The organism is Mycobacterium sp. NGS67, from assembly GCF_059812185.1.
In genome coordinates, this window is sequence record NZ_JCALCF010000022.1 from 43,270 (window position 1) to 68,751 (window position 25,482).

The window sequence follows — 25,482 nt, forward strand, 5'->3', positions numbered from 1 at the left end:
GCCCCGGGCCTCAGGCGACGGTGAGGATTGTCTCGATCACCACTCCCGCGGCTCCAACCACGGCGGTGATCGTCAATGTCATCCAGTCGGCGAGTTTCGGCCTGCGCGGGTTGGCGGAGAGCTGCCCGGTGCCGCCGCGGGCGGTGATCGCGTCGCCCATCTCGTCGGCGCGTCGCAGCGTCACCGTGATGGCGGCCGCCAGCAGGTCGATCACTTCCATCCTGCGTTGCTGGCGTTTTTCCTTGCGGCTCTTCGGGGTCGGTTTCGGGCGCAACCGTCGTGCGGCGTAGAGGACCTGGAATTCGTCGATCAGCATCGGGAAGGCGCGCAGCGCGAGCGCCAAAGCCACCGCCCACTCGTCGACCGGCATCCGCAGCAACCGCAGCGGTCGTCCCAAAGTCGCTACGGCAGGACCGATTTCGGCGACGTTGGTGGTATAGGACACCAACCCGCCCAATGCCAGCAAGATCAACGTCAAGGTGGTGATGCGCAGGAAGTTCAAGAACCCGCCGAGTCCAATCTCGACGCCGGCAAACGAGACCACCGGATCGCCACCGGCCAGTGCGGCGGTAATACCGCCGAGCGCCAACACAATCCACAACCAGCGAGGTATCGACGGCAGCGCACCGCGCGGAATGCGCGCAATCCGAATCGCGGCGAGCACCAGCGCCGCCATGAGCCCGATCATCGTCCAGCCCGGGTAGAACGCGAGCAGTACCGAGATGGTGAAGACGGCGACCAGCTTGGTGCCCGCCCAGAGGTCGTGGATGGGTGAGCCGCCGGGTATCGGCACCAGCAGTACGACGGGACGGCCGGGCTTGCGCTTGTCTTGCCGCGACGCGGCGGACGTCACCGTCACGACACACCTCCCGGTCCCTGCAACGCCGGGGAGGTCGACGCTGGCGCGGAGTCCAGGACACCGTCCCGCAGATGCAGGACACGCGGGCACAGGGTCTCCATGCCCGCGACGTCATGGGATATCACCACCACCGTCAGGCCGCGCTCGCGGCGCAGATCCTCCAGCAAACGCACCAGGCCCTGCTGACTGGCAGTGTCCAGCCCGGCCAGCGGCTCGTCGAGGATCAGCGCCTTGGGCGAACACGCGAGCAGTCCGGCCAGCACCACCCGCCGCATCTGGCCGCCGCTGAGCTGGTCGATGCTGCGTTTGGCCAGCGCCGGGTCCAGCCCCACGACGCCGAGCGCCGCCACCACCCGGTCCTCGTCCTTGTGCGAAAACCCGGCCGCCGAAGCCACTTCCAGGTCGACGCGGTTACGCATCAGCTGCAACCGGGCCGCCTGGAAGGACAGCGCCACCGCCCCGACCTGCTCGTGGGTGGGCCGCCCGTCCAGCAGGCAGGCGCCGCTGGTGGGTTGGGTGAGTCCGGCCATGATCCACGCCAGTGTCGACTTGCCCGAACCGTTGCCGCCGTGGATCAGCACGCCATCGCCCTGCTCCACCACGAAAGTGACGTCGCGCAGTGCGGTCTTGGCCCATGGGGTCCCGATGCCGTATTCGTGACCGACGCCCACCAGTTCGAGCGCCGGCGCGTGCCGGGCTTCGCTCAGGTTCGCCTCCGCGGGCGGCGCTGCGGCCGCCTGACCCATGCCGGTGTTGTCCGGCGAATCGCTGAGTTTGACTGTGCGGTCGGCAGATTCGGCCTCGTTGCTGTAATGCGTGATGTGCACCAGGGCGGTCCGGTGTCGTTTCGTCAGACCGGACAGCACGCTCAGCAGCCCCTCTTTGCCCTGTTGATCGACCATCGTGGTGACCTCGTCGGCGATCAGCATCGCGGGCTCGCGGGCCAGCGCGGCCGCCAGCGCGAGTCGTTGCAGTTCGCCCCCGGACAGGCTGCCGGTGTCGCGTTCGGCCAGTTCGGCCAGGCCCACCTCGCCCAGCAACTTCTCGACATCAGTCTTGGTGCCTGGCGGCAACCCCCAGACCACGTCGTCGGCGACGCGGGTGCCCAACACCTGGCTCTCCGGATGCTGCAGGACGATCGCGGTGCCGCCGAGTTTGCCCAGGCCCACCGCACCCGGGCGATGCACGGTGCCCGACGTCGGCTCCCGCCCGGCCAGGATCAGCATCAGCGTGGTCTTGCCGGAGCCGTTCGCCCCGGTGATGGCGACGTGTTCACCTTCCCGGAGCTCCATGCTGATCTCGCGCAGCGCGTCCTGGGCGGCGCCGGGGTAGCGGAAACGCACGTCCTCCAACCGCACCGGAACCGGCCCGACGGGCGCATCGTCGGCGTCACCGGCGGGGGCGTCGAGTTTGTGCACGTCGGGGATGCCCCGCATGCGCTCCAGCAGCCGAGACAATGCCCACCAACCGACCAGGGACACGACCATGATCCCGGCGGTGACGATGCCGAGTAGGACCAACTGCCAGTAGCGCAACGAGAACTCGAACGCGAACTTCAGCCAGAACCCCACACTCTCCAAATGGATGCGGCTCAGAAACGACGCGAGCCCCTCCACGTTGGCGGTGATGGCATCGCGCATCAAGTGCCGCAGCCGGGTCAAGGCCATCAGCAGCCCGACGTTGCCGGCACCGAATATCAGGCCGGCGATCAGCGACGAGACCACCACGGTGAGCGTGCCGCGGTTCTTGCGTTTGATGATGCCGGTCAGCCCGCCGATGTAGGCGCTCTGGATGACCGCACCCAGCCCGCCGCTGCCGGCGATCAGGAACGCGATGACGGATGCGGCGACCGTCGCGGTCAGCAGCACCCGCAGCCGGTAGCGGTAGGCGAGCAGCCCGGTGGGCACGGTGCCCAGCAGGGACAGTCCCGCGGCAAACGGCACGGCGACCGAAATGATCGCGGTCACCGCGCATAGCGCCGCCATGACCGATGCCTGCGCCAATTCGCTGGGGCGCAGGGGGCCACCCCGTTGTTGCGAAGGCGGCGGGTCGGGCGGTGTCACTTGTCCGATTCTGCCAGGCACGGCAGCTAAGCCGGTGCAGCACATAGGGGTAACCCAGGGTGGTGCTCGCATAGCAAAGCTATGCAACGATGAGCGCATGTCTTCGTCCGTCACGGCAGATGACGCAGAGGTCCCGCACGGTCTGGGTGCGGACCTGCTGGCCGTGGTTGCGCGGTTGAATCGGTTGGCCACCCAGCGCATCCAGATGCCGCTGCCCGCGGCGCAGGCTCGGCTACTGGCCACCATCGATGCTCAGGGTGAGGCCCGTATCGGCGACCTGGCCGCCGTCGACCACTGTTCTCAGCCGACGATGACTACGCAGGTGCGGCGACTCGAGGAGGCCGGGCTGGTGTCGCGCACCGTCGACCCCGGCGATGCCCGCGCGGTCCGCATCCGCATCACCCCCGCGGGGCTGCACATGCTCAACGCGGTGCGCCGAGACCGGGCCGCCGCCATCGAACCGCAACTGTCCCGGCTGGAACCGGCCGAGCGTCAGGTGCTGGCCGACGCCGTCGACGTGTTGCGACGTCTGTTGCAGAACGCCGCGACCGCACCGGGCCGCAACACACTCTGATCCGGCCCATACGCCGACACTGCAGGTGGATAGACCGCGTCCGTGGGTAGACACTTGACGCAGGGCACTACACGGTGCCCTGGTCCGCGCTTCTGGGACCGATCGGCAATCGAGAATGAAAGGTGCCGGCCATACCCGATGCCTCCCCGTTGACCGTCTGGGTCGGATCGTCACGGTACTTCTTCACCCCGGGCCGCGACGTGATCGTGGGCCACGGCGGGCACTGCGACATCCGACTGGACCGTCCCGGCCTCGCCGTCCCTGACGATGCGGCGCAACCGGTCCCCGATCTGGTGCTGCGGTTCGCCGGCACCCATTGGCTCGCCGTCGACCAGAGTCAGCACGGCCTTTTCCTCGACGGAACCCGGATGTCGACGGTGGACATCCGTGACGGCCAGACGATCGCGATCGGCGACCCTGAGCACGGGCCGCGACTGACCTTCCAGGTCTCCGCCGCCGACGACGCGCCCCCGTCCGACACCGATCCGCTCGGAGTGCCGCGCCCCGAACGACTGCCCGACCCCGAACCCGCCACCGGTCTGATCCCGGTGCAACCGCACCTCTCGGGAGAGCCGGAGACCGCGCGCATCCCGGCGCTGCCCGACGAGCCGCCCGCTCCTCCCGTCCCGACCGCCGAGCCGCCCGCGGTGCCCGACGAGCCAGCCGCGCCTCCCGTCCCGACCGCCGAGCCTCACGCTAGCGTGACGCTCGACGCCGACGGCCACGCTGGCGTGACGCTCGGTGACGTCGCCCAGAAGACGGGGGACGAAGACCCGGAGACCAGCCGCATCCCCGTCGAGCCGGCCACCGCCGGCATCCCGACCGCCGAGCCTCACGCTGGCGTGACGCTCGGTGACGTCGCCCAGCAGCCAGGGGACGAAGACCCGGAGACCAGCCGCATCCCCGTCGAGCCGGCCACCGCTGGCATCCCGACCGACGAGCCTCACGCTGGCGTGACGCTCGACGCCGACGGCCACGCTGGCGTGACGCTCGGTGACGTCACCCAGCAGCCGGGGGACGAAGACCTGGAGACCAGCCGCATCCCCGTCGAGCCGGCCACCGCCGCCATCCCGGCGGCGCCCCTCGACTTCTTCCCCGGACAACACTCCCCGACCGAGCGACCCACCAAACCCTTTCGCTACATCGCAACGGAGTCTCCGGCCGTAGCGGCACCGCTCCCCACTCCGGCGGAGGAAGCCGCCCGGGCCAAAGGACGCGGCCTGATCGAGCGGATGACCGAGGCGACCCGGAAGCTCCTCCCGCAGGACGATGGCGAACCCACCCCGCAGACAAGTCGGCTGCCGCTGCTGCAGGCCGGTGCGCGCACGCTCGGGGTGGCGGCCTACCAGCTGGGAGTCGAGGATCTGTTGGCGGACGTGTCGTTCACGACGCGCCCCGGTGCACTGATCGCGGTCGTCGGCCCGTCGGCAGCCCGCAATTTCGCGTTGACCGGTGCGCTCGCCGGTATCCGGACCCTGAGCTCCGGCATCCTCACGGTGGACGGCCATGACGTGCACGCCGAACCCGAGGCCATGCGGTCCCGGATCGGCGTGGTGCCACGGGACAACCGGGTGCACGCAAATCTCACCGTGGAGCGCGCGCTGGGCTACGCGGCAGAGTTGCGGCTGCCGGCGACGACCGCCGATGAGGATCACTCCCGGGTCGTCGACCAGATACTCGACGAGCTCGAGTTGACCCCGCATCGCACGACCAAGGTGTCCAAGTTGCCGCCCGAACTGCGTCGCTGCGCGTCGCTGGCGATCGAACTGGTCACCCGGCCGTCCATGCTGGTGGTCGACGAGCCGGGCGCGGGCTTGGACCCGTCGCAGGAGAAACACGTGATGGGGTTGCTGCGCCGTCAGGCCGACCTCGGGTGTGTCGTGGTGATGGCGGTGACGTCGGCCAACTCGTTGACCTACCTGAATCTGTGCGACCAGGTGCTGGTGCTCACCCCCGAGGGCCGGTTGGCGTTCGCCGGACCGCCGTCGCACATCGACTCAGCCCTGGGCACCACCGACTGGTTCGAGATCTTCGCTCGGGTGTCGAACGACCCGCACGGCACCCACCAGGCATTCCTGCGCCGACAACATGCGACGGCCGCCCCGGCACCGCCCTCGGTCGCCCTCCCCGAACGGACCCCGCCCGCACCCGGCCTCGGCCGACAGTTCTGGCTGGCGGTGCGACGCCAGGCCCGCAGCGTGCTGGCCAGTCCCGTCCAGTTGCTGTTCCTGATGCTGCTGCCGGTCGCGTTGGGCGGGTTGACGCTGCTGATTCCCGGCGATTCCGGGCTGGGCCGACCGGCGCCGTCGTCGGGCAACACCCACGAAGCCATCGCGATACTTGCCGCGCTGAACTTCGCGGCGGTACTGATGGGCACCTCGGCAACCATCCGCGCGCTGGTCACCGAGCGCCGCATCTTCCGGCGTGAGCAGCAACTCGGGTTGTCGGCCTCGGCCTATCTGCTTGTCAAGATCGTCTTTTTCGGCCTCGTCGCGGCCGCACAGGCAGCGATCCTGACCACCATCGTGATCGTCGGCAAAGGCGGGCCCGGGCGCGGTGCGGTCCTGTTGGGCAGCGCGGAATTCGAGCTGTATGTCAGTGTGGCCGCGACGGCCGTCGTCTCGGCGATCGTCGGACTGGCGCTGTCCTCGTTCGGCAGATCCTCGGGTGAGGTGCTGCCGCTGGTCATCCCGGTGCTGCTGGCTTCCTTGCTGTTCGCCGGCGGCTTGGTGTCGTTGGTGGGCACCTGGGGCTACGACCAGGTGTCCTGGTTCGTCCCGGCCCAGTGGGGATTTGCGGCCGCGGCCTCCACCGTCGATCTGCGCCGGGTGGACAAGCTTGCCGAGCAGAACGCGGTGTGGGCGCACTACTCGGGGTGGTGGGTCTTCGACATGCTCATGCTTGCGGTCCTGGGAGTGTTGTGGGCCGGGCTGGTCAGATACCGATTGCGCATTCCCGCGACATCGCGAACAGCACGAACCGGGTGACCGGGCTGGCGGCGAAATTGCCGGTCCAGGTAGCGTCACCAATCCCGTTGTCCGACAACGATAGACCGAAGGCGTAGAACCGCGCTGGTGCCCTATAACGGTGGGTCGGATTGGCCCGGGTCAGGACGACGTGGACGTCGAACGGGCTGCGGAGGTCTCAGACGTAGCGCCGGACGCGACTGCAGTAGTCGTCAAATTCCCGGCCGTAGTGCCCGCGCAGAAACTCCTCTTCCCGCAACACCTGTCGATGGAACAACCAGGTGCCGGCGGCCAGGTAGAACAGCGGCACCCAGTTGGGGAACACCAACAGCTGACCGACCAGGAACAAGAAGAATCCGACGTAGATCGGGTTGCGGCTGACCGCGAAGATGCCGGTGGTGACCAGGCGCCCGGGCTCGTCGACGTCGATGCCCACCCGGAAGCTTCGGCCGAAGGAGACCAGGCTCCCGACCAGAATCGCGATGGCGCACGCGCACAACCCCACCCCGATCCAGGCCACGACGGTGGACTTGAAGAACCGCTGCGTGCTGATCAGCGGCCAGCCGAAGGCCGCGGCGAACACCGTGTAGAAGTAGAACAGCGCCACCGGCGGGATCGCGAAGTCGCTGTTGTCGAGGTTTCCGAAATGCAGTGCCTGGATGCCGTTTTTCTTCAGGACCCAGAGGCGGCCCGCCACCGTGCCGAGCAGCAGCACCACCATCAGTGCGGCCAGGTATTGCGGCATCGCTGTTCTCTCCATCGCCGGGCTGAAACCATGATTCCACGACACTGACGTGTCGGAGTGGAACGACTTGTTACGGCCGCACCGGCGACGGGCTACGGTCGGGGCATGGCGTCAGAGAAAAAGACCACGGCCGAATATCTGCGAGACGCGCTGGACGGGCGCTGGCGTGACGTGAGAAACCAGACTCGAGCCCAGCTCAGCGGCGAGGCGTTCCGTCCGCACTACACACCCAACACGGTCATCGCCCGCGCGAAAGTGGCCGAACAGATGCAGATCCTGGCGACCGCGGGCATCTCGGATGAAGGGTTCCGCAAAGAGCACGGTGGCACCGGGGACGTCGGGGCGGCCATCACCATGATCGAGATGCTGGCCATGTCGGATTTGTCCCTGATGGTCAAGGCTGGGGTGCAGTGGGGCCTGTTCGGTGGTGCCGTGGAGAACCTGGGCACCGAGCGCCACGGCGCGTACATCGAGGACATCATTAGCCTGGACCTGCTGGGGTGTTTTGCGATGACCGAGACCGGACACGGCAGCGATGTCCAGTCGCTGGAGACGACGGCGACCTATGACGCGGAGACCGAGGAGTTCGTCGTCCACTCCGAGACCCCGACGGCGCGGAAGGACTATATCGGCGGCGCGGCCGAGACCGCCCGAATGGCAGCGGTTTTCGCGCAGTTGATCACCCACGAGAACGGTGAACCGGTCAACCACGGAGTGCACTGCGTGCTGGTGCCGATTCGCGACGAGGACGGGAACGACCTGCCGGGCGTGACCACGTCGGACTGCCACTACAAGGGCGGGCTGCCGGGAGTCGACAACGGTCGCATCATGTTCGATCAGGTCCGGGTTCCGCGGGTCAATCTGCTGAACAAGTACGGTGACGTCGCCCCTGACGGCACCTACAGTTCGCCGATCGACAATCCCAACCGCCGGTTCTTCACCATGATCGGCACCCTGATCCGCGGGCGGGTGACGGTGGGAGGCAGCGCGGGTGCGGCAGCGCGGGTGGCCTTGGACATCGCCACGCGATATGCGTTGCAGCGCAAGCAGTTCACCTCCCCGGACGACGACCAGGAAGTGCTGATCATGGACTACCTGGTGCATCAGCGCCGGCTGCTTCCACTGATCGCGCGGTCCTACGCACTGCAGTTCGCGCAGAACGAACTGGTATCGAAATGCCACGACCTGCAGACCTCCGATGTGGTGGACGCCGAGGAGCAGCGGGAGCTGGAAGCGCGGGCGGCGGGGCTCAAAGCCGCCAACACCTGGCATGCGTCGCACGCCATCCAGGAGGCCAGGGAGGCTTGCGGCGGTGCGGGATACATGGCGGAGAACAGGCTGATCGCGCTGCGTGCCGACACCGACGTGTTCACCACATTCGAAGGCGACAACCACGTGCTGACACAGCTGGTGGCCAAGGAGCTGCTGACCGCCTACGCCGACGACGTCAAGAGCATGAGTCCGGTGGAGTGGGTTTTCTTCGCCGCCAACACCGTTGGTGACCGGGTGATGAAACGCACTGCGGCCGAAGCGATCATGCAGCGCATCGTCGATGCCCGCCAGGACAGCGAGGAGGAAGGCAGCCTGTTCAACCGGGGCACCCAGGTGTCGATGTTCGAAGACCGCGAGGAATACATGCTGTCGTCGGTCGCGCGTCGGTTGCAGGGCAAATCCAGAGAGATGTCGGCGTTCGACGCGTTCAATGCGGTGCAGGATCACGTGCTGCACGCCGCGCAGGCGCACATCGACCGGATCGTGCTGGAAGCCTTCGTCGCCGGCATCGACGCGTGTCCGGACGAAGAGGCGCGGGAGTTGCTCGACGTGATCTGCGACCTTTATGCGCTGTCGGTGATCGAGGACGACAAAGCCTGGTTTATCGAGCACCGATACCTCTCGACCGAGCGGGCCAAGGCCGTGACGCGCGGCATCAACGACCGCTGCCGCGTGCTGCGCCCGCACGCCAGGGCACTGGTCGACGGATTCGGCATCCCGGAACCGTTGCGCTACGCCGAGATGCTGCATCCGGAGAATCTGTCCGACTGAGCCATCCACCGGCAGTCAACTGCCGCAGGGTGATTGCTACTGGTGCGGAATCGAGCCCAGTGCCTGCAATCGGCCGTCCGAGCCGACCTGGAACTTCACCGTGCCGCTTCCGCTGGGACAACATTCCTCGTCCTTGCCGACGCGCCAACGGTATTGGACGGTCACGGTGTCATCGGCAGGTGGCTGCACGGTGATGTAAGGCTTCGGATTCGGTGTCGGCGTGCCGAGCGGTCTGTTGCGGTCAAAGAACAGCAGCTGCTGCGGAGTGGACTCGCTCGCGATGGTGGGAATGATCTGCGCCCAGTGCAGCCGGCATTTACGGGTATGACCACGACCGATTTCCACCCAGGTGGAGCCGGTTACTTCGACCGGAACCGCGGCGATGGCCCGGCGCACCGTATCGGCGGTCGGGCCGTCCGACTCCTTGCAGTTGTCCGGCTTCGCGGCCGGGCGCGGCGGAGCCTTTTCCGCGCACCCCGCAGCCGCCAAGCCCACAATCAGAAGAATCGTGCCGAACCGATGACGCACGTCGCGAGCTTAGCGAAGGGGCTCGGTGACGTCGGCCACCCTCGACTATCCGTTGCTGGACAACGCCTGTGAATGTCCGTCAGGTTTGGTCAAAACCGCAGCTGTCAGGCCTAAATGGGGCCCGGGCGTAGGTAGCTTTGACACGGGTCAAGGGTCTTTTGTGAGGGCATGGGTTATCACCCGGTTTCCGGCAACGCACTGGTGAAGGCGAGGTGCTGCGAGCAGACCGTAAAACGGATGAAACCTCGAGCCCTCTGCCCCGAAACATCCTTGACGCACGATTCAGCAGACCACTGCGACACAGTCAGGAAGGACGTCGGGCGTGGCGAGGAGGCCCGAGGCGGCTGCAAACAACCAGGACGTGCAAACCCTGTGCGCCTATTGCGGTGTCGGCTGCGGAGTGGTGTTGCAGATCACAACCGATCCCGAAAGCGGCCGACGTCACATCACCAATTCGACTGGGCGCAAGGATCATCCGGCGAACTTCGGCCGGCTGTGCACCAAAGGCGCCACCACCCTGGACTTGCTGGCCGCGTCGGGTCGCGCCGAGACGGCCTACTCGAGGACCGACCGAGGCCAGCCGCTGGATTCGGTGGACACCGACACCGCCATCGCCGCGGCCGCCGAACGGCTACGGGCCATCGTCGACGAACACGGCCCGGATGCCGTCGCCCTGTATGTGTCGGGTCAGATGTCGCTGGAGGCCCAGTATCTGGCGAACAAGCTGGCCAAGGGCTTCATCGGTACCAACCAGATCGAATCGAACTCGCGACTGTGCATGGCCGGTGCCAGTTCGGGCTACAAACTTTCCCTGGGCGCCGACGGACCTCCCGGCTCTTACCAGGACTTCGAGCACGCCGACGTGTTCTTCGTCATCGGCGCCAATATGGCCGACTGCCATCCGATCCTGTTCTTGCGCATGATGGAACGGGTCAAAGCGGGCGCCAAACTGATCGTCGTCGACCCGCGCCGCACCGCCACCGCGGCCAAGGCCGATCTCTTCCTGCAGATCTCACCGGGTACGGATCTGGCGCTGCTCAACGGACTGCTGCAGCTGATCGTCGAAAATGGGCACACCGACGCCGAATTCATCTCCGAGTTCACCACCGGCTGGGCAGCCATGCCGGACTTCCTGCAGCAATTCGATGCGGAGACGGTCAGTGAGATCACCGGCATCCCCGTCGACGACCTTCGCACCGCGGCCCGCTGGATCGGCGAAGCCGGCAACTGGATGAGCTGCTGGACGATGGGCCTCAACCAGAGCACCCACGGCACCTGGAACACCAACGCGATCTGCAATCTGCACCTGGCAACCGGCGCGATCTGCAGGCCGGGCAGCGGCCCCTTTTCCCTGACCGGACAACCCAACGCCATGGGCGGCCGCGAAATGGGCTATATGGGGCCGGGATTGCCGGGCCAACGCTCGATCACCTGCGCCGAGGACCGCGCCTTCACCGAGGAACAATGGGGCATCCCGCGCGGGTCGCTGTGCTCCGACGTCAGCGACGGAGTGATCGACATGTTCGCCCGGATGGCCGACGGCCGGATCAAGGCGTGCTGGATCATCTGCACCAACCCCGTTGCCACCGTGGCGAATCGCAAGACGGTGCTGGCCGGCCTGGAGCGAGCCGAACTGGTGATCACCCAGGACGCGTTCCTGGAGACCGAGACCAACGAATACGCCGATGTGTTGCTGCCGGCGACGTTGTGGACCGAGTCCGACGGTGTGATGGTCAACTCCGAGCGCAACCTGAGCCTGTTCCAGGCGGCGGTCGACGCGCCGGGGCAGGCGCTACCGGACTGGCAGATCATCGCCCGGATCGCCTGCGCGATGGGCTTTTCCGAGCACTTCTCCTACACCTGCGCCGAGGAAGTGTTCGAGGAGATCAAACGGTTCTGGAACCCCAAGACAGGCTACGACATTCGCGGCGTCAGCTACGAACGGCTGCGCCGGTCCCCGGTGCAGTGGCCGTGCCCACCGGACAGCACCACCGACCGCAACCCCATCCGGTACCTCAACGACGGTGCCAGCCAACGACAATTCATCCGCGAGGACGGTCAACGGCCCCGACTGGCCTTCCCGACCCCGGACGGCCGGGCAGTGTTCTATGCCCGTCCGCATCTACTGCCCGACGAGATGCCGGATGCCGACTATCCGTTGTTGCTCAACACCGGACGACTGGCGCACCAATGGCACACCATGACCAAGACGGGCAAGGTCGCCAAACTCAACAAGCTCAACCCCGGGCCATTCGTCGAAGTCCACCCCGAAGACGCTGCCCGCCTGCAGATCTGCGACGGCGACCGGGTCGAGGTCGCGTCTCGCCGCGGCCGCGCGGTGTTGCCGGCCACGGTCACCGATCGGGTGCTACCCGGCAATTGCTTCGCGCCGTTTCACTGGAACGACGTCTTCGGCGAGTACCTGGCGATCAACGCGGTCACCAACGACGCCGTCGACCCGGTATCGCGCCAACCCGAATACAAAGTCTGCGCCGTCACCTTGTCCAAGGTCGCCCCGGCACGCGAACCCGCGGGCGGCCAGCCCGGTCGGTCGGTGCAGGCGAGCCTCGCCCAGATCGACGCGATCGCTGAATTCCTCGGGGTGGCAAGCGAACCCATTCCCGAGTTCGACGAGTGCGGGCGCGCCTATCTGGCCGGGCTGTTTGCCGGCATGCGGGTGCACGCTGGCCACTCGACGACTTCGGTACCGACGCTGCCGGCCACTGCCCCGTTCGACGTTCGCACCAGGATGTGGCTGGACGGTGTGCTGGCCGGGATGTCGACTGGTGACCCCGCCGCCTCGCCGAGTCCCGAGGCGGTACCGGACCGTGCGCCCGTCGTGGTGTTGTGGGCATCCCAGACCGGTAACGCCGAGGAGCTCGCCGCCGTCGTCGCCGACGGCTTGCGCGCAGCCGGAATACCGGCGGCGCTGCGGGCCATGGACGAATTTCCGGTCGCCGACCTGCCCGGGGCAGGTGAGCTGCTGCTGATCACCAGCACCACTGGCGACGGCGACCCGCCGGACAACGGCGCCGGGCTGTGGTGGGCGCTGAACACCCGAGACGCACCGCGTCTGGCGGGCATCCGGTACGCCGTGCTGGCGCTCGGAGACTCCAACTACGACGACTTCTGCGGTTATGGGCGCAAGCTCGAAAATCGGCTCGCCGAGCTCGGCGCGACCCGTATCACCGACCGTGTCGACTGCGAACCGGACTACGACGACACCGCCGCGCGGTGGCTGGACGACATCGTGAAAGCACTCGATAGCCACCCGGCCAAACCGGTTAACCCCCTACCTGTTGTCCCCACCCGCGAGCCCGAGAAGTACTCGAAGCAGCGGCCGCTGGTGACCGACCTCATCCGCAACACCACCCTGAGCCGGCCAAAGTCGGCAAAAGACGTGCGGCAGTTGGTCTTTCACGTTCCACAGGGAAGCGTCAGCTACGAGGCTGGTGACGCGCTGGGGGTGTGGCCGCACAACAACGACGGGTTCGTCGACGAATGGCTGACCGCCACCGGTCTGGACGGCCACACCGAGGTGCAGGTCGACGGCCACGGCTCGATGTCGTTGCGCGCCGCCCTCACCGACCGCTTCGAGATCGCCCACCTCAGTCGGGCGATGCTGCAATTCGTCGGCGAGCGCACCATCGACGCGGACGTCGCCGGTCGACTCGCTGAGTTGCTGAAGCCGGAAAGCCGGGCCGCGCTTGCGGATTGGTCATGGGGGCGTCAGTCGGTGGATCTGCTCGCGCAGGCGCCCGTCAGCGCGTCCGCCGATGAGTGGCTCAGTGTGCTCAAACCGCTGCAGCCACGGCTGTACTCGATCTCGTCGAGCCCCAAGGAGCACCCGGGCGAGGTGCACCTGACGGTCTCGCCGGTGCGCTACAACTTCCGGGGGGTGCCGCGGCGCGGAGTGTGCTCGACGTACCTCGCCGACCGCTCCCCCAACGACCAGATCGCGGTGTTCGTGCGGACGGCGAAGAACTTCAGGCCACCGACCGACCCGCAGACCCCGATGATCATGGTCGGCCCCGGGACCGGTATCGCGCCGTTTCGCGGCTTTCTGCAGGAACGACGCGCGCTCGGCCACACCGGTCCCAACTGGCTGTTCTTCGGCGAGCAGCACGCCGCCACCGATTTCTATTACCGCGACGAGATCCGGGCGATGCACGCCGACGGCCTGCTCACCGAGTTGGACCTGGCGTTCTCCCGCGACCAGCAGGAAAAGGTCTACGTACAGCACCTGATGCGCCAACGGGGCGCGCAGCTGTGGCGATGGTTACAGGACGGAGCACAACTGTACGTGTGCGGCAATGCCGATCCGATGGCCAAGGACGTCGACCAGGCGATCTGCGACATCGCGGCGCAGCACGGGAACCTCGGCAGCGACGAGGCCCGCGCCTACGTGCGCTCCCTGAGCGCCGACAAGCGGTACCACCGCGACGTGTATTAATGCCGACAATTGGGTAGATCCGTAATTTGACGGAAACGTCACGCACCAGTTGACGAAACATCGGAGTCGCACCATTCACCCTAGAGATTTGCGCACTCAAGGGAGGGTCGTTCGCGTGGCTCGCAAGCCTGATGGTCCCGATGATGGTGCCGAAACCACCGCCTGTCCCCTGCACTGCAGGTCGCGTAACGGTGGCCGAAACGGCAGTGCACCCGCTGACCAGGTGGATTGGGCCGGATTTCCGGTGAACCTGGATCTGGCGTTCTCGCAGAACCAGCGGGACAAGGTCTTCAAGCAACACCAGATGCTCAGGCGCGGGACGCTGCTGCGGCGTTCCTCTCCCGAGGTCACCCGACTGTGCGTTTGCGACGTCACCGAGCCGAATCCGGACGCGGACCGGTCGGTGTCCAACCACTAGCGAATCAGGCGGCGGGCGGGTCCTGCGATGGGTCATTCCCCGCGGTCGACCGGTAAGCCCGCATCCTCCCAGTCGCCGAAACCGCCGACGAGGTCCGCGACGTCATCGAAGCCCGACGCCTGGAAAAGACTGGCGGCGATCATGGAGCGGGTACCGCTCGCGCAATAGGTGACCACCGGAGCCGCTCTGTCCAACCGGTCCAGCGAGTCGGGCAGCGCCGGCAGCGGAATGTGGTGCGAACCCGGAATCTTGCCGTCGTCCAACTCGGCTTTGCCGCGCACATCGACGATCTGCAGGTTGGGTCTCGAGTTACGCAGCCGCTCGAGATCAGCTGCGCTGTAGCGCTTGGTGGTTTCGATCAGCTCGGGCCGGTCGTCGGAGACCGACGCGAGGTCGTCCAATTGCCCGACCACCCGATCCAGACCCACCCGCGCGAGCCGAAGCCGGGATTCACCGGCCTTGTCCGGATCTCCCACCAAGACGATGTCCCGGTCGATTTCCAGTGCCCCACCGGCCCATTCGGCGAAGCGCCCCTGGAGGCTGACGTTGATCGCGCCGCGCAGGTGACCGGCGGCGAAATCGGCTGGGTCGCGGCCGTCCAGCGGCGTCACGCCGGCGGCGATGTGCTTCTCCACGATGTCGATACCCAACAGGCTGGGCGGCCCGTCGTTCAACAGTGGACGCTGTTCGCGATTGCGGTGTGAGTCGTACTCGAAGTAGCGCGGTTGGGTGGCCTGGTCGGAGGTCAGGGACGCAACGAATTCGTCGACGTTGTCGATCTTGGCTGCGTAGTTCGTCTCCCGCTGCTCGCCGATGGTGGAGTGGGTTTCGCTGGACAACTGCTTGCCGCAGGTCGAGCCGGCGCCGTGAGCGGGAAACACGCGGGTGGCGTCCGGCAATTTCAGCAGCTTGCCGTGCAGCGTCTCGTAGAGCGTGCGGGCCAGGTCCTCGGCTGAAATGCCTTCGTCGGCAAGCAGATCCGGGCGCCCGACGTCGCCGACGAACAGCGCGTCCCCGGTGCATACCCCGTAGGGCACCTCGTCGTCGGGATGCTCGTAGACGACTACCGAGATCGACTCTGGGGTGTGACCCGGCGTCGCCAATATCTCAAAGGTGACTTCTCCCAGCGAGATTCGCTGACCGTGGTGCAGTGGTTCGACCGGAAACTCGACCTCGGCGTCCTTGCCGTAAGAAATCACCGCGCCGGTGGCCGCCGCCAGTTCCAAGTGTCCGCTGAGGAAGTCGGCATGGATGTGAGTTTCGATGACGCGTTCAATCGTCATGCCGTGTTGGGCTGCTTCTTCGAGATACTCGGCGATATCCCGGCGGGGGTCGACGACGACGGCGCGGCCCGAACTCTCGTCTCCGATGAAGTACGAAGCCTGCGACAGACATTCTAGATAGTGCTGGGTGAAGATCATCGACTCTTCCTCTCGGCCCGAGGCAGATTTAGCGTAGGGTTCCCCCGATCTGCGCTGGGGTAACCCTGGGCGAGAACGAGCACGCCTGGTTCAGGCTGCACGGCGTGCTTGTGCAGGTGACAACGTCTTTCGAAGGCCCACCGCCGGTGGCCGACTCGAATCATGCTGAATTTAACCGTCTAATCAGCGCCGCTGCTCTGGCTGCCCGTAGAGGGCAACCACCACGCTGCGGTCCAGGCTGTTGTTCGACCACACCCCCATCGCGGTGTTGGCGCAGTCCCGCATGATCCTCAGGTAGTCCGGGTTGTCGAACCACTGCTGAAACACTTCGAGGCTGCTGATGGCCAGCGCAGGGTTGATCGCCACGGTCTCGGCGACCCTGCCCCGGAAGCCCGCGGCGTCGGCTCGGGATTGCGGAGTCGACCCGTCGGATCCGGTGTCGTCGTTGATGTTTCGGTGCGCGATCATGTCGTCGGCATGCCACTGGGCGGCCAGGTACAGCGAGTTGTTCGGTACGACATCATTGACGCAACCCGCTTGATGCTGCACGGTGTAGACCCCGGAGATGACGCTGTCGTTGAGCCTCTTGTTGTCGGCTCGAGCAGGAGCTACTCCCCCGAGTGATACGACGATCACGATCGCGGCGGGTGCGCCGACGCGGAACCAGCGGTTCATCGAAGTCCTCACACCGGATCGAAGTGGGACACCAGCCATCGTCCGCTGACCTTGTCCAAGACCACCCGAATCACGGGCTGGGTGTCCGTCGGGGTTCCGCCGTCTCCGATGGTCACTGTCTGGTTGACGAACAACAGGACCACGGCATGGTCGGCGGTGGCCGACACCGAGGCCGCCGAGTTGACTTTCGCGACCGCCGAAATGCGCTTGTCTTTCGCGCCGGGGATGACGACCTGGCGGGTCAACGCCGTGTAGGCGTCCTTGAACTCGCCGGTCAGGCGTTCCCGGGCCGCGCCGAGATCCTTGTCGGCCGAGTCGGGGGTGTAGGACAAAAGCGCGACCGCATCCTCACCGGCGACCCGAACCGACTCCGTTCGGGCCCGCGCCGCCTCGTCACCGGAGAATGCCACCCACTTGAAGTAGCCGGCGGTCAACGCCAGCACCAACGCCAGTCCGGGCAACACACCGAAGGCGAGCACCCGCGTCCAGGCAATCGGGGTCTGATGCCGCTCTTTCGGATCGGGATCCGCGGACTCGTCGTCCGGCGCGTCACCGGCCTCGTCGCCGGTGGGTTCCGATGTCGCCTCGTCACTCGTGGGTTCCGATGTCGCCTCGTCGTCTGTGGTCGCCTCGTCGTCGGTGATCGCCTCGTTGTCGGTGATCGCCTCGGAATCCGCTGGTGTCACGGCGGATTCGGTCATCTCGTCCGCGTCGACGGGCGTTGCGCTCAGTGTCGTCATGGCACGAACACCACGTTGGACATCTTGGCGTCGTCGCCGACCGCGCGGACCTCGATCCGCATGCGCCACTCCCGCGGTGCCTCTTCCCCGGCCGCGGTCCGTGACTTCACGGCGACCGCGACCAGCACCTGAGCCGAGTCGCCGCGCTCAGCTTCCACGCCGGCGTCGGTCACCGTGCCTTCAGATTTCGATTGGGCCACCTTGACCAGTTCGATGAAGGGCTTGGCGCGGCGTTCGAAATCGTCGCGGAACGTGCCGGTGGCCAGGTCCAGGATTCGCTGCACGTCGGCATCGATCTCGGTGTAGTCGAGCGTGGTGAGGTTCACCGCGCCCTGGCGGGCGGTCCGGACGAACAGCTCGCGCTGAGCCTGCGATTGGTGCTGCTGATAGGCGCGGTAGCCGAGCCAGCCGGTCAATCCGGCCAGCGCCGCCACGACGACACCGGCGGCTACCAGTGCCCGTCCGAGCCGGGAAAGCCGCGCAAAGGGATTGCGACGGCGCGGGATTGGCCGCTTTGCGACTGGATCCTCGTGCTCGTCGACACCGTCGGGTTCTTCGACGTCGGTGATTTCAAGTTGTTCGGTCATATTGCTCCTTGCTCACGGCAGGTCCGGGTGTGCCTAGAATGTCGGCACCAGCAGCGCCTGCCAGTTCTTGGCACGTGGGTGCGCCAAATCGGCTTCGGTGTAGCGGTGTCCGTCGGGACCCACGTAGTCGCCGGAGGCCGGGTCGTAGGTCGCCACCGCGATCGGCGCGGGTGCCGACGGCGGTGGCGCGGTGCCCCGCGGCGGTGGAAGCCGCGGGTCTTGCCCCAGCGGGTATTGCGGTACTCCCTGCCCACTGGTGGTTGCGTTCGGGTCGCCCTTCCAGTTGTAGCCGTCGTTGAGCGGCACGTACTCTTCGTCGCTTTCGCACAGCTCGACGGTCGGCGCACGTTTCCATGGCTTGGTCTCACACGGAATGTTTCGCGCGCCACGAACATTGAGCTCGGAGTCCTGCGGCAGTCGGCAATACAGTTCCGCGGCCGGGCGGTCCGGGGCGTCCACGCTGGCCGGCGAGCGCCGCTGCGTGGGCGGCAGGAAGCCGGTGGTGCAGGGCGGCGGCAGGTTCATGTTGAGGTTGAAGTCCAGATAGAAGCCCTTGTAGTCCTGTTTGGTGCCGACGTTCGGCACCAGGGACCCCGCCATGACCGCGATGCCCTGGGGCAACAGGACCAGGATCTGTTCGATGTCGTGGCGGTAGACGTAGGCGATGTCACCCAGGCTCACCAGGTTGGCGAACAGCACCGGCACGGCGGGCGCGACCCGCTCGAACATCGCGCGACCCTCTTCCAAACCGGAACTGCCCTGCGTCAACAGGTCTCGCAGCGCCGCATCCTGCGCCTGGAACTGCGCGGTGATCGCTGCGGTCCGATGAGCCCAGGTGGCGATCGCGTCCGATGTCTGCACCTGGGAGTTCAGCACCGGCGGAGCCTGGTCGATCAGCGCCGACAACGGCTCCACGGTTCGGCCGCCGGCGATAGCCAAAGCCGTTGACCCGTCCACGATTCGGGACAGCTCCGGCCCGAGCCCGCCGACACCCCGGTTGGCCTCCTCCATCACGGTGCGCAGGTTCTCCCGGGGGATCGCTTGCAGCGCACGGTTCGTCATGTCCAGCAGCCGCCCGATGTCGACGGGCACGTCGACCTTGCCGGCGGGGATGACGTCGCCGGCACGCAGCAGCCGGGATTGTCGTCCGTCTCCGCCCGACCGCGGGGTCAACTCGATGTACTGCTCACCGATCGCCGAGCGGCTGTGCACCGAAGCCTGAACCTCGGCCGGCACTTTGACGCCGGACCTCATGGCCAGCACCGCCCGCACCCCGGTGGCGGTGACGTTGACCGACCTGACCTGGCCCACGTCGGTGCCGCGATAGGTGACCACGGAGTTCTCGTAGAGTCCGCCGGACTGCGGCAGGTCGACGCTGACGCTGTACTCACCGATCCCGAACAGCGTCGCGGGAAGCTTCATGTAGTCGAATGCCATTGCGCCACAGGAGATCAACGTCACCACCGACAGCACGGCCAGCTGGATCCAGGTCTTTCGGTTCAGGCGCAGCATCAGTATCCCTCGAAGTGGTAAGGGAAGGTCAGCGGGTTCCCGCCGGTGACCGGGCTGGGTTGCATGCCAATGGTGCGCCCCCACTGCAGCTCGAGCTGGGTGAGATTGCCTTCCCAACGGGAACCGGTGAAGATGCCGGTGTCGATGCGGCTCAAGGTGAGGTCGACGATCATCGTCAAGTTGGCATAGTCGCCCCGGAACCAGTTGGTCACCGTCGACGTCGGCCACGGGTAGGTCGCCAACCCGTCCAATCCCTTGGTGAGCGCCGGTCCGGCGTCGGCAAGTCGCCGCAAGACCGGTGCGATCTGACGCAGATTGTTCACCAAGGACTCTTTGCTCTGGCGAACCGTGTCGGCGGCGATGGCACTGAACTTGCCGAGCTGGTCGATCGCGTCGGCGATCTGAGTGCGCTCCCTGGCCAACACCGCGAGCGCTTGGGGCACCGTCGTCAGGGCCCGATCCACCACCGCGTCCTTGGCGGCGAACTGACCCGCCAGGGAATTGAGATTTTCGGCGGCAGCGATGATGTCGTCGGTCTGCTCGTTGGTGCCGGCGATGAACTCGTCGAGCTGGCGCAGCAGGCTGCGCATGTCGTTCTCCCGGCCGGCGAAGGCCTTCGCGACCGCCTGGGTGATCTCCTGAAGCTGGTTCAGGCCGCCGCCGTTCAACAGGATCGACACCGAGGCCAAGGTTTGCTCGGTGGTCGGGTACAGGCTCGCGTGCGCCAGCGGGATGACCGACCCGTTCCCGAGCTGGCCGACCGGCGGCTCGTCCTTGGGCGGTGCCAGTTCGATGTGCATCGAGCCGAGCAGGCTGGTCTGTCCGATCTTGGCTGTGGAATTGGCCGGCAGGTGGACATCGCCGTTGATCCGCATCGTCACCAGCGCGTGCCAGTCCTGGACCTCGATCTTGGTGACGTTGCCGATGTTGACGTCGTCCACCCGAACTCGGGTGTTCTCTTGGATATTCACCACGTCGGGCAGTTGGGCCTGAATGGTGTAAGAGCCCGGTCCGTCGCCGGAAGTGCCGGGCAGCGTCAGTGAATTCAGCCCGTGCCAGTCGCCGCATCCGGGCAGTACGGACAGGCAGGCGACGCTGAGCGCCGCGATGACGGCGCGCCTCATGACGCCGGTCCTTGCGGAACCATCAGGCCCTGCAGCCCCAGCCTCGGATCGACGACCGTCGGTGCCGGTTGCTCGGCGGGCAACGGTTGCGGCGGCGGGGCCGCCTCGGGTGCGGGTGGGCCGCCGGGGCGCAGCCTGTCTTCGCTGTAGGTGATCTCACCCGGGCGGGCCTGCGGCCCGACGAACGGGTTGATCCCGGCCGGAATGTAGTTGTAGATGCGATTCTTGATGATCGGCTCGACGTACTGCAGGCACAGCTTGGAAACCCGGTCCAGTCCGCGCCGTGACGCCGCTTCGATTGAGCTGCAGATCCATTGGGGGATGTCGGCGAAGTTGTTCAACGCGATGATGCCCGTCATCGCGCCCTGCGCGGGCTGGTAGATGTTCATGAAGTTCTGGAACACCGTCGGGACCACATGCAGAATCTGTTTGATGTCGGCGCGGCTGTCGTTCAGCGCCGTCGTCACCGAGCTCAGCCGGTCGAAGGTCACTCCGATCGACTCCCGGTTCTCCGCCAGGAAGCCGCGCAGATCCGCCAGCGCCCCGTCGAGACCCTGCACCGCGTTGGCGACCTCGTTGGGCGAGTTGGACAGGATCGTGGTGACACTGGCCAGGTTCTGGTTGAACGCGGCCAGCAGATCGCTGCTGGAGTACAGCGCAGAGACGAGTAGTTGCAGGTTGCGCACCGTGCTGAAGATGTCGTCGGCGTGATCGCCGAGCGCCGAAAGCGCCGCGGACAGCTTGATGATGGTGTCGCGGGCAGTGTCGCCTTCGCCGCGCAGGTTGTCCGCGGTCGAGTTGACGAACTCCCCCAACGAGTTCACTCCGCCAGGGCCCGGTTGCAGGGATTCGGTGAGCTTCTCCAGCTGTTTGCGGAAATCATCCCACTCGACCGGAACCGCGGTGCGGCTCAGCGGGATCGAGGCTCCGGCAGTTAGTTTCGGTCCTCCGGCGTAGACGGGGACGAGCTGGATCGCCCGTGAGGTGACCAGTGAGGGTGACAGGATCGCCGCGCGCGCGTCGGCCGGGATCGCGTACTGCTTGTCCACGGAGAACGTCACTTTCGAGCTCGCCGGTTGCGGCTCGATGTTGTCGATGGTGCCGACGGCGACGCCGAGGATCCGTACTTCGTCGCCGACGAAAAGACCGTTCGCATTAGCGAAATACGCGGAGTAGGTGCTCTTGTCGACTTGTTTCCACAGTTGTTTGCCGACCAGAAAGGACGCGAGCGCCAGGATCACGACCAGGCTGACACCGGTGACTTTGCGCACTGTGCTGCGCGCGTTCGGGGGAATGGTCACGATGCCCCCGTTGCGGCAGGCGCGGGCTCGGGCGGCGGGCCCGGGGCGGGTCCGGGAGATGGGGGTTGCGACCACAGCGGCACGGGCGCGAGTTCCGGTGGTACGGGCGGAGATCCGGTCGGCGGATCGACCGCCTCCGAAGGAAGATGCTGGTTTGGGTCCAGATACCGGTCATACATCCGGGAGTCGAGGATCGGCCCGCTGAGCTGACCCGGAATCAGGTTGGCCACATAGGCTTTGAAGAAGGGACCCGACCCCAGCACCTCGCCGAAGGACATCGCGTAACGCTTGAACTTGGGCAGGGTTCGCTGAATGTCTTCCTTGCGGTTGTCGAGTATTTCGAGCACGCCGTTGAGCTTGTCCAGCGCCGGCTTGAGTTGTGCACGGTTGTCGTCGACCAATCCCGAGATCTGGTGTGAGACCGCGGTGATGCTGTTCATCAACGCGTCGATCGAGCTGCGTTCCTGAAGCAGCGCCGCCAGTAGCGTGTTGGAATTCGATACCAGGCCGGCGATCTGCTGGCTGCGTCGGCCCAACACGCCGGCAACGTTGTTGGCATTGGTCAGCAGGCTGCGCAGCTGGGCGTCCCGATTGTTCAAGGTGTCGGAGAATCGCGCGACGCCCTCCAGCGCGGGCTTGAGGTTGGGCGGTGTGTCGCGCAACGTGTCAGCCAGCGTCGTCAGGGCCGAGGACAGTTGGGTGGTGTCGAGCCCGCTGATCTGAGTTGTCAGATCGCCCAACGCATCCGGCAGGTCATAGGGTGACGTGGTGCGTTCCAGCGGGATGGTGTTCTTGAGCCGTCCGCCGCCGCGCGGGGTCAGCTCGAGCATTTTGGAGCCCAGGATGGTCTCGGTCTTGATGGCCGCTTCCGTGCGATCACCCAGCTCGACGCTTTTGCGGACGGTGAACCCGACCCGGACTTTGGTGCCCTCCAGACGGATGTCGGAGACCCGGCCGACACCGACACCCGAAACCCGCACCTGGTTGCCGGCTTTGATGCCGCCGGCCTCGGAGAAGTAGGCCGCGTGGTTGTCGTAGCCATTGACGAACGGCAGCTTGTTGTACTGAAAGGCGACGAACACCACCAGGATCAGGATGACCGTGCCCATCACCCCCAAGACGAACGGGCTGCGGTTCTTGCCCGGCTTGCCCCTGAAACGGCTCATTGCGGTGTGCACCGCCCGCTGGGCTGACTCAGCAGCTTGACGTAGATGGGGTTGCCGCCCTTGCCGTTGAGTTTGAGCAGCACCTCGCAGAAGTAGAAACCGAAATAGTCGCCGTTCAAGCCCTGCCGAGACAGCACTTGGTACACGTCGGGCAGGCTGTGGATCAGGTGGTCGACATAGTCGTGATCGGCCATGACTTGCCCAGCCATGCGGTCGGTCTCGCCCACCACGTCCTTAATCGGTTGGCGTGCCTGGACAAGGAGATCGGCGATCGACCCGGCTGCCGCGTTGACGTAGGCCAGCCCGGTGGAGATGTCGGTCTTACGCTGCGAAAGCCCGTCGACGAACTCGGCGAGTTTGTCCAAGCCGTCGGAGAATTCGTGGTCGCGCGCGGCGAAGGTGTGCAGCACGGTGTTCAGGTTGGCGATCAGGTCACCGATCAGTTCGCTACGCCCGGCCAACGTCGAGGTCAGCGACGCGGTCTGGGCCAACACCGAGGACAGAGTGCCGCCCTGTCCCTGAAAGATCCGCAGCAGCTGGCCCGACAGCGCGTTGACCTGTTCGGGGTCCAGCGCGCGGAACAGCGGGCGGAAGCCGCCGATCAGCACGTCGATGTCCAGGGCCGGCGATGTCCGTGCCAGCGGGATCGTCCCACCCGGCGCCAGTCGGTGCGGCGATCCGGCGCCCTCCTCCAACGCCAGGAAACGGTCACCGATCAGGTTCTCGTAGCGCACCACCGCGCGGGTGCCCTCGGTGAGCCGCAGACCCTTGTCGACGGCGAAATCGATGCTGACCGTCCCGTCGCGATGCAGGGTGATGTCGCCGACCTTGCCGACCTCCGCACCGGCAATGCGGACGAAGTTGCCGGATTTCAGGCCGGAAATGTTGGTGAACACCGCGTGATAGTCGGTGCGGTCCTCGAAACGGAACTGTCCGAATACCGTGATCAGAGCGAATGTGAACACCAGGCACACCACGGTGAACATTGCGACGCGTGCCCAGAGTTTGAATGTGCCGGGTCTTTTCTCTTGACTCATGGCGGCGGTTGCCCCCCGCGGTAGAAGTAGCGCGGCGGTTCCGGCGGGTTCTTGGTGGTCGGGAAGTAGTTGGACCACCAGGGATTACCTACCGCGAGGTTGGTGCGAATCTCGTTGGGCTCGGTACCCCATCCGGTGTCGGTGACCAGCGCACGCACCGGGTAGTTGGCGCTCGGGTCAGGCAGCGACCCGCAACTGGGTTTGCCACCCGGACCGCCGGTGGCATTGACCTTCGGCAGATGCTTGGGGTACCGGTACGGGTCGTCGCCGAACAACAAGCCCGCATCCATGATGAACGAATATCCGTTGCCGCCCAACGTGTCCCGACCGCCGTGCTCCACATACCACTGCGAACCCTGGAACAGGCACGTGTACGTCGGGGAGTACATGTCCAACAGCCTGGTGGTCGGGTCGAGCAGGTTGATGCCTCGGACGATGTTGGTTTCGTTGCGGCCGATGACGCTGATACCGGTCTGGCTGAACCCGATGGCCGACATCAGCATCGCGTCCAGCGACTGCTGGTTTTGGGTGAGGGTGGCACTGGTCGTGGTCGCGGAGTCGAGAATCGACAGGATGTCTTGCGCCGCAGTGGAATAGACAGCGGTGGTCCTGCCGAACAGCTTCCAGTCTTCGTGGATTGTCGGCAACCGGGGATTGACCGCCAGCAACAGATTGTTGGAGTCGGTGATCGCCTGCCCGATCCGATCACCCTTGCCGCGCACCGATCGTGCGAACGCCGACAGGATCGCGTTCAGCTTTGCCGGATCGATGGCCTGAACCAGCGACTGCAGATTCTCGAATACGGTGTTGACTTCGACGGTCACGTTCCGGGAGTGCAGGACCGCACCGGGCTTCAACCCGGCCGGGCTGGGGTGCTCGGGTGCGATCAAGTCGACGTACTTGGAGCCGAACGCGGTCGTCGACTTGATCTCTGCTTCGACGTTGCCGGGTAGGTACTTGAAAGCGTCCGGTTGCATCTTCAGTTTCAGCTTGGCCTTTTTGGCGTCGGTGCCGATCGCCTCGACCTGGCCGACTTGCACGCCGCGAAACTTGACCTTGGCGCCCTGTTCCATCACCAGTCCCGCGCGGTCCGACACCAGGGTCAGCGGGACCGAGGGCTGGAGCTTGCCCGAGAACATGCCCATGGTCATCGCGATCAGGCCTGCGAGCACCAGGAACAGAATCGGTGCGTACCAGATCGGATCGACCCTGCTGGCGCGGACCCTGTTCGCCCTCGAGGCTCCTCGGTATTTGTCGTCGCTCATACCGG

General features: G+C 66.0%; 19 protein-coding genes. 5 read left to right on the plus strand and 14 right to left on the minus strand.

Annotation, left to right across the window (positions count from 1 at the left end; all coding sequences use genetic code 11):
• Nucleotides 1-10: 10 nt before the first annotated feature.
• The gene (locus tag AC5Y4D_RS19665) at nt 11-859 is read right to left on the minus strand and encodes a CbiQ family ECF transporter T component (protein ID WP_500037990.1); all 849 of its coding nucleotides are present in this window, start codon (nt 857-859) and stop codon (nt 11-13) included.
• The gene (locus tag AC5Y4D_RS19670) at nt 856-2,922 is read right to left on the minus strand and encodes an ABC transporter ATP-binding protein (protein WP_500037991.1); all 2,067 of its coding nucleotides are present in this window, start codon (nt 2,920-2,922) and stop codon (nt 856-858) included. Before AC5Y4D_RS19670 ends, AC5Y4D_RS19665 begins: the two co-directional genes overlap by 4 nt.
• A gap of 97 nt (nt 2,923-3,019) precedes the next feature.
• On the opposite strand from AC5Y4D_RS19670, the gene AC5Y4D_RS19675 reads away from it, so the two are divergent.
• Nucleotides 3,020-3,496, plus strand: a complete 477-nt coding sequence (locus tag AC5Y4D_RS19675) for a MarR family winged helix-turn-helix transcriptional regulator (RefSeq protein ID WP_499945795.1) — start codon at nt 3,020-3,022, stop codon at nt 3,494-3,496.
• Nucleotides 3,497-3,618: 122 nt separating this feature from the next.
• The gene (locus AC5Y4D_RS19680) at nt 3,619-6,483 is read left to right on the plus strand and encodes an ATP-binding cassette domain-containing protein (protein WP_500037992.1); all 2,865 of its coding nucleotides are present in this window, start codon (nt 3,619-3,621) and stop codon (nt 6,481-6,483) included.
• A 157-nt stretch (nt 6,484-6,640) separates the two neighbouring features.
• Here AC5Y4D_RS19680 and AC5Y4D_RS19685 read toward each other — a convergent pair whose 3' ends face one another.
• Nucleotides 6,641-7,222 (minus strand): methyltransferase family protein, encoded by a 582-nt coding sequence (locus AC5Y4D_RS19685; protein WP_500037993.1) that lies wholly within the window; start codon nt 7,220-7,222, stop codon nt 6,641-6,643.
• Between the two features lie 90 nt (nt 7,223-7,312).
• Here AC5Y4D_RS19685 and AC5Y4D_RS19690 point away from each other — a divergent pair, with 90 nt between their 5' ends.
• Nucleotides 7,313-9,250: an acyl-CoA dehydrogenase family protein gene (locus AC5Y4D_RS19690; RefSeq protein ID WP_499992560.1), complete on the plus strand. Its 1,938-nt coding sequence runs from the start codon at nt 7,313-7,315 to the stop codon at nt 9,248-9,250.
• Nucleotides 9,251-9,286: 36 nt separating this feature from the next.
• Here the strand turns inward: AC5Y4D_RS19690 and AC5Y4D_RS19695 are convergent, their stop codons facing one another.
• A complete protein-coding gene (locus AC5Y4D_RS19695) occupies nt 9,287-9,778 on the minus strand; it encodes an LppP/LprE family lipoprotein (RefSeq protein ID WP_500037994.1) in 492 nt (163 codons plus the stop codon).
• Nucleotides 9,779-10,100: 322 nt separating this feature from the next.
• On the opposite strand from AC5Y4D_RS19695, the gene AC5Y4D_RS19700 reads away from it, so the two are divergent.
• Nucleotides 10,101-14,231: a bifunctional nitrate reductase/sulfite reductase flavoprotein subunit alpha gene (locus AC5Y4D_RS19700; RefSeq protein WP_500037995.1), complete on the plus strand. Its 4,131-nt coding sequence runs from the start codon at nt 10,101-10,103 to the stop codon at nt 14,229-14,231.
• 115 nt (nt 14,232-14,346) lie between these two features.
• Complete coding sequence (locus AC5Y4D_RS19705; protein WP_500037996.1) at nt 14,347-14,649, plus strand: hypothetical protein; 303 nt, start codon at nt 14,347-14,349, stop codon at nt 14,647-14,649.
• Nucleotides 14,650-14,681: 32 nt separating this feature from the next.
• Here the strand turns inward: AC5Y4D_RS19705 and AC5Y4D_RS19710 are convergent, their stop codons facing one another.
• The 10 genes from AC5Y4D_RS19710 to AC5Y4D_RS19755 form a co-directional block, all read right to left on the minus strand.
• Nucleotides 14,682-16,070: an MBL fold metallo-hydrolase gene (locus AC5Y4D_RS19710; RefSeq protein WP_500037997.1), complete on the minus strand. Its 1,389-nt coding sequence runs from the start codon at nt 16,068-16,070 to the stop codon at nt 14,682-14,684.
• Between the two features lie 183 nt (nt 16,071-16,253).
• Entirely contained in the window at nt 16,254-16,745 is a 492-nt protein-coding gene (locus AC5Y4D_RS19715) for a CAP domain-containing protein (RefSeq protein WP_500037998.1), read from the minus strand.
• Nucleotides 16,746-16,753: 8 nt separating this feature from the next.
• The gene (locus AC5Y4D_RS19720; RefSeq protein ID WP_500037999.1) at nt 16,754-17,485 is read right to left on the minus strand and encodes a hypothetical protein; all 732 of its coding nucleotides are present in this window, start codon (nt 17,483-17,485) and stop codon (nt 16,754-16,756) included.
• Nucleotides 17,482-18,072, minus strand: a complete 591-nt coding sequence (locus tag AC5Y4D_RS19725; RefSeq protein WP_500038000.1) for an Rv1363c family protein — start codon at nt 18,070-18,072, stop codon at nt 17,482-17,484. The genes AC5Y4D_RS19720 and AC5Y4D_RS19725 overlap by 4 nt, the downstream gene beginning before the upstream one ends.
• 33 nt (nt 18,073-18,105) lie before the next feature.
• Nucleotides 18,106-19,584 (minus strand): MCE family protein, encoded by a 1,479-nt coding sequence (locus AC5Y4D_RS19730; RefSeq protein ID WP_500038001.1) that lies wholly within the window; start codon nt 19,582-19,584, stop codon nt 18,106-18,108.
• Complete coding sequence (locus AC5Y4D_RS19735) at nt 19,584-20,708, minus strand: MCE family protein (RefSeq protein WP_500038002.1); 1,125 nt, start codon at nt 20,706-20,708, stop codon at nt 19,584-19,586. The genes AC5Y4D_RS19730 and AC5Y4D_RS19735 overlap by 1 nt, the downstream gene beginning before the upstream one ends.
• Nucleotides 20,705-22,009 carry an MCE family protein gene (locus AC5Y4D_RS19740; protein ID WP_500038003.1) on the minus strand — a complete coding sequence of 435 codons (1,305 nt, stop codon included), beginning with the start codon at nt 22,007-22,009 and terminating at the stop codon, nt 20,705-20,707. The genes AC5Y4D_RS19735 and AC5Y4D_RS19740 overlap by 4 nt, the downstream gene beginning before the upstream one ends.
• Complete coding sequence (locus AC5Y4D_RS19745) at nt 22,006-23,175, minus strand: virulence factor Mce family protein (protein WP_500038004.1); 1,170 nt, start codon at nt 23,173-23,175, stop codon at nt 22,006-22,008. The genes AC5Y4D_RS19740 and AC5Y4D_RS19745 overlap by 4 nt, the downstream gene beginning before the upstream one ends.
• Nucleotides 23,172-24,212, minus strand: a complete 1,041-nt coding sequence (locus AC5Y4D_RS19750) for an MCE family protein (protein WP_500038005.1) — start codon at nt 24,210-24,212, stop codon at nt 23,172-23,174. The genes AC5Y4D_RS19745 and AC5Y4D_RS19750 overlap by 4 nt, the downstream gene beginning before the upstream one ends.
• Nucleotides 24,209-25,477, minus strand: coding sequence for an MCE family protein (locus AC5Y4D_RS19755; RefSeq protein ID WP_500038006.1), 1,269 nt, complete (start codon nt 25,475-25,477; stop codon nt 24,209-24,211). Before AC5Y4D_RS19755 ends, AC5Y4D_RS19750 begins: the two co-directional genes overlap by 4 nt.
• Nucleotides 25,478-25,482 lie beyond the last annotated feature (5 nt).

What these genes read in the sequence shown, in the direction of transcription:
- AC5Y4D_RS19675 (WP_499945795.1), top strand. Translation starts at nt 3,020, where the DNA reads ATGTCTTCGTCCGTCACGGCAGATGACGCAGAGGTCCCGCACGGTCTG.
- AC5Y4D_RS19685 (WP_500037993.1), bottom strand. Translation starts at nt 7,222, where the DNA reads ATGGAGAGAACAGCGATGCCGCAATACCTGGCCGCACTGATGGTGGTG.
- AC5Y4D_RS19690 (WP_499992560.1), top strand. Translation starts at nt 7,313, where the DNA reads ATGGCGTCAGAGAAAAAGACCACGGCCGAATATCTGCGAGACGCGCTG.
- AC5Y4D_RS19710 (WP_500037997.1), bottom strand. Translation starts at nt 16,070, where the DNA reads ATGATCTTCACCCAGCACTATCTAGAATGTCTGTCGCAGGCTTCGTAC.
- AC5Y4D_RS19715 (WP_500037998.1), bottom strand. Translation starts at nt 16,745, where the DNA reads ATGAACCGCTGGTTCCGCGTCGGCGCACCCGCCGCGATCGTGATCGTC.
- AC5Y4D_RS19720 (WP_500037999.1), bottom strand. Translation starts at nt 17,485, where the DNA reads ATGACGACACTGAGCGCAACGCCCGTCGACGCGGACGAGATGACCGAA.
- AC5Y4D_RS19725 (WP_500038000.1), bottom strand. Translation starts at nt 18,072, where the DNA reads ATGACCGAACAACTTGAAATCACCGACGTCGAAGAACCCGACGGTGTC.
- AC5Y4D_RS19730 (WP_500038001.1), bottom strand. Translation starts at nt 19,584, where the DNA reads ATGCTGCGCCTGAACCGAAAGACCTGGATCCAGCTGGCCGTGCTGTCG.
- AC5Y4D_RS19735 (WP_500038002.1), bottom strand. Translation starts at nt 20,708, where the DNA reads ATGAGGCGCGCCGTCATCGCGGCGCTCAGCGTCGCCTGCCTGTCCGTA.
- AC5Y4D_RS19745 (WP_500038004.1), bottom strand. Translation starts at nt 23,175, where the DNA reads ATGAGCCGTTTCAGGGGCAAGCCGGGCAAGAACCGCAGCCCGTTCGTC.
- AC5Y4D_RS19750 (WP_500038005.1), bottom strand. Translation starts at nt 24,212, where the DNA reads ATGAGTCAAGAGAAAAGACCCGGCACATTCAAACTCTGGGCACGCGTC.
- AC5Y4D_RS19755 (WP_500038006.1), bottom strand. Translation starts at nt 25,477, where the DNA reads ATGAGCGACGACAAATACCGAGGAGCCTCGAGGGCGAACAGGGTCCGC.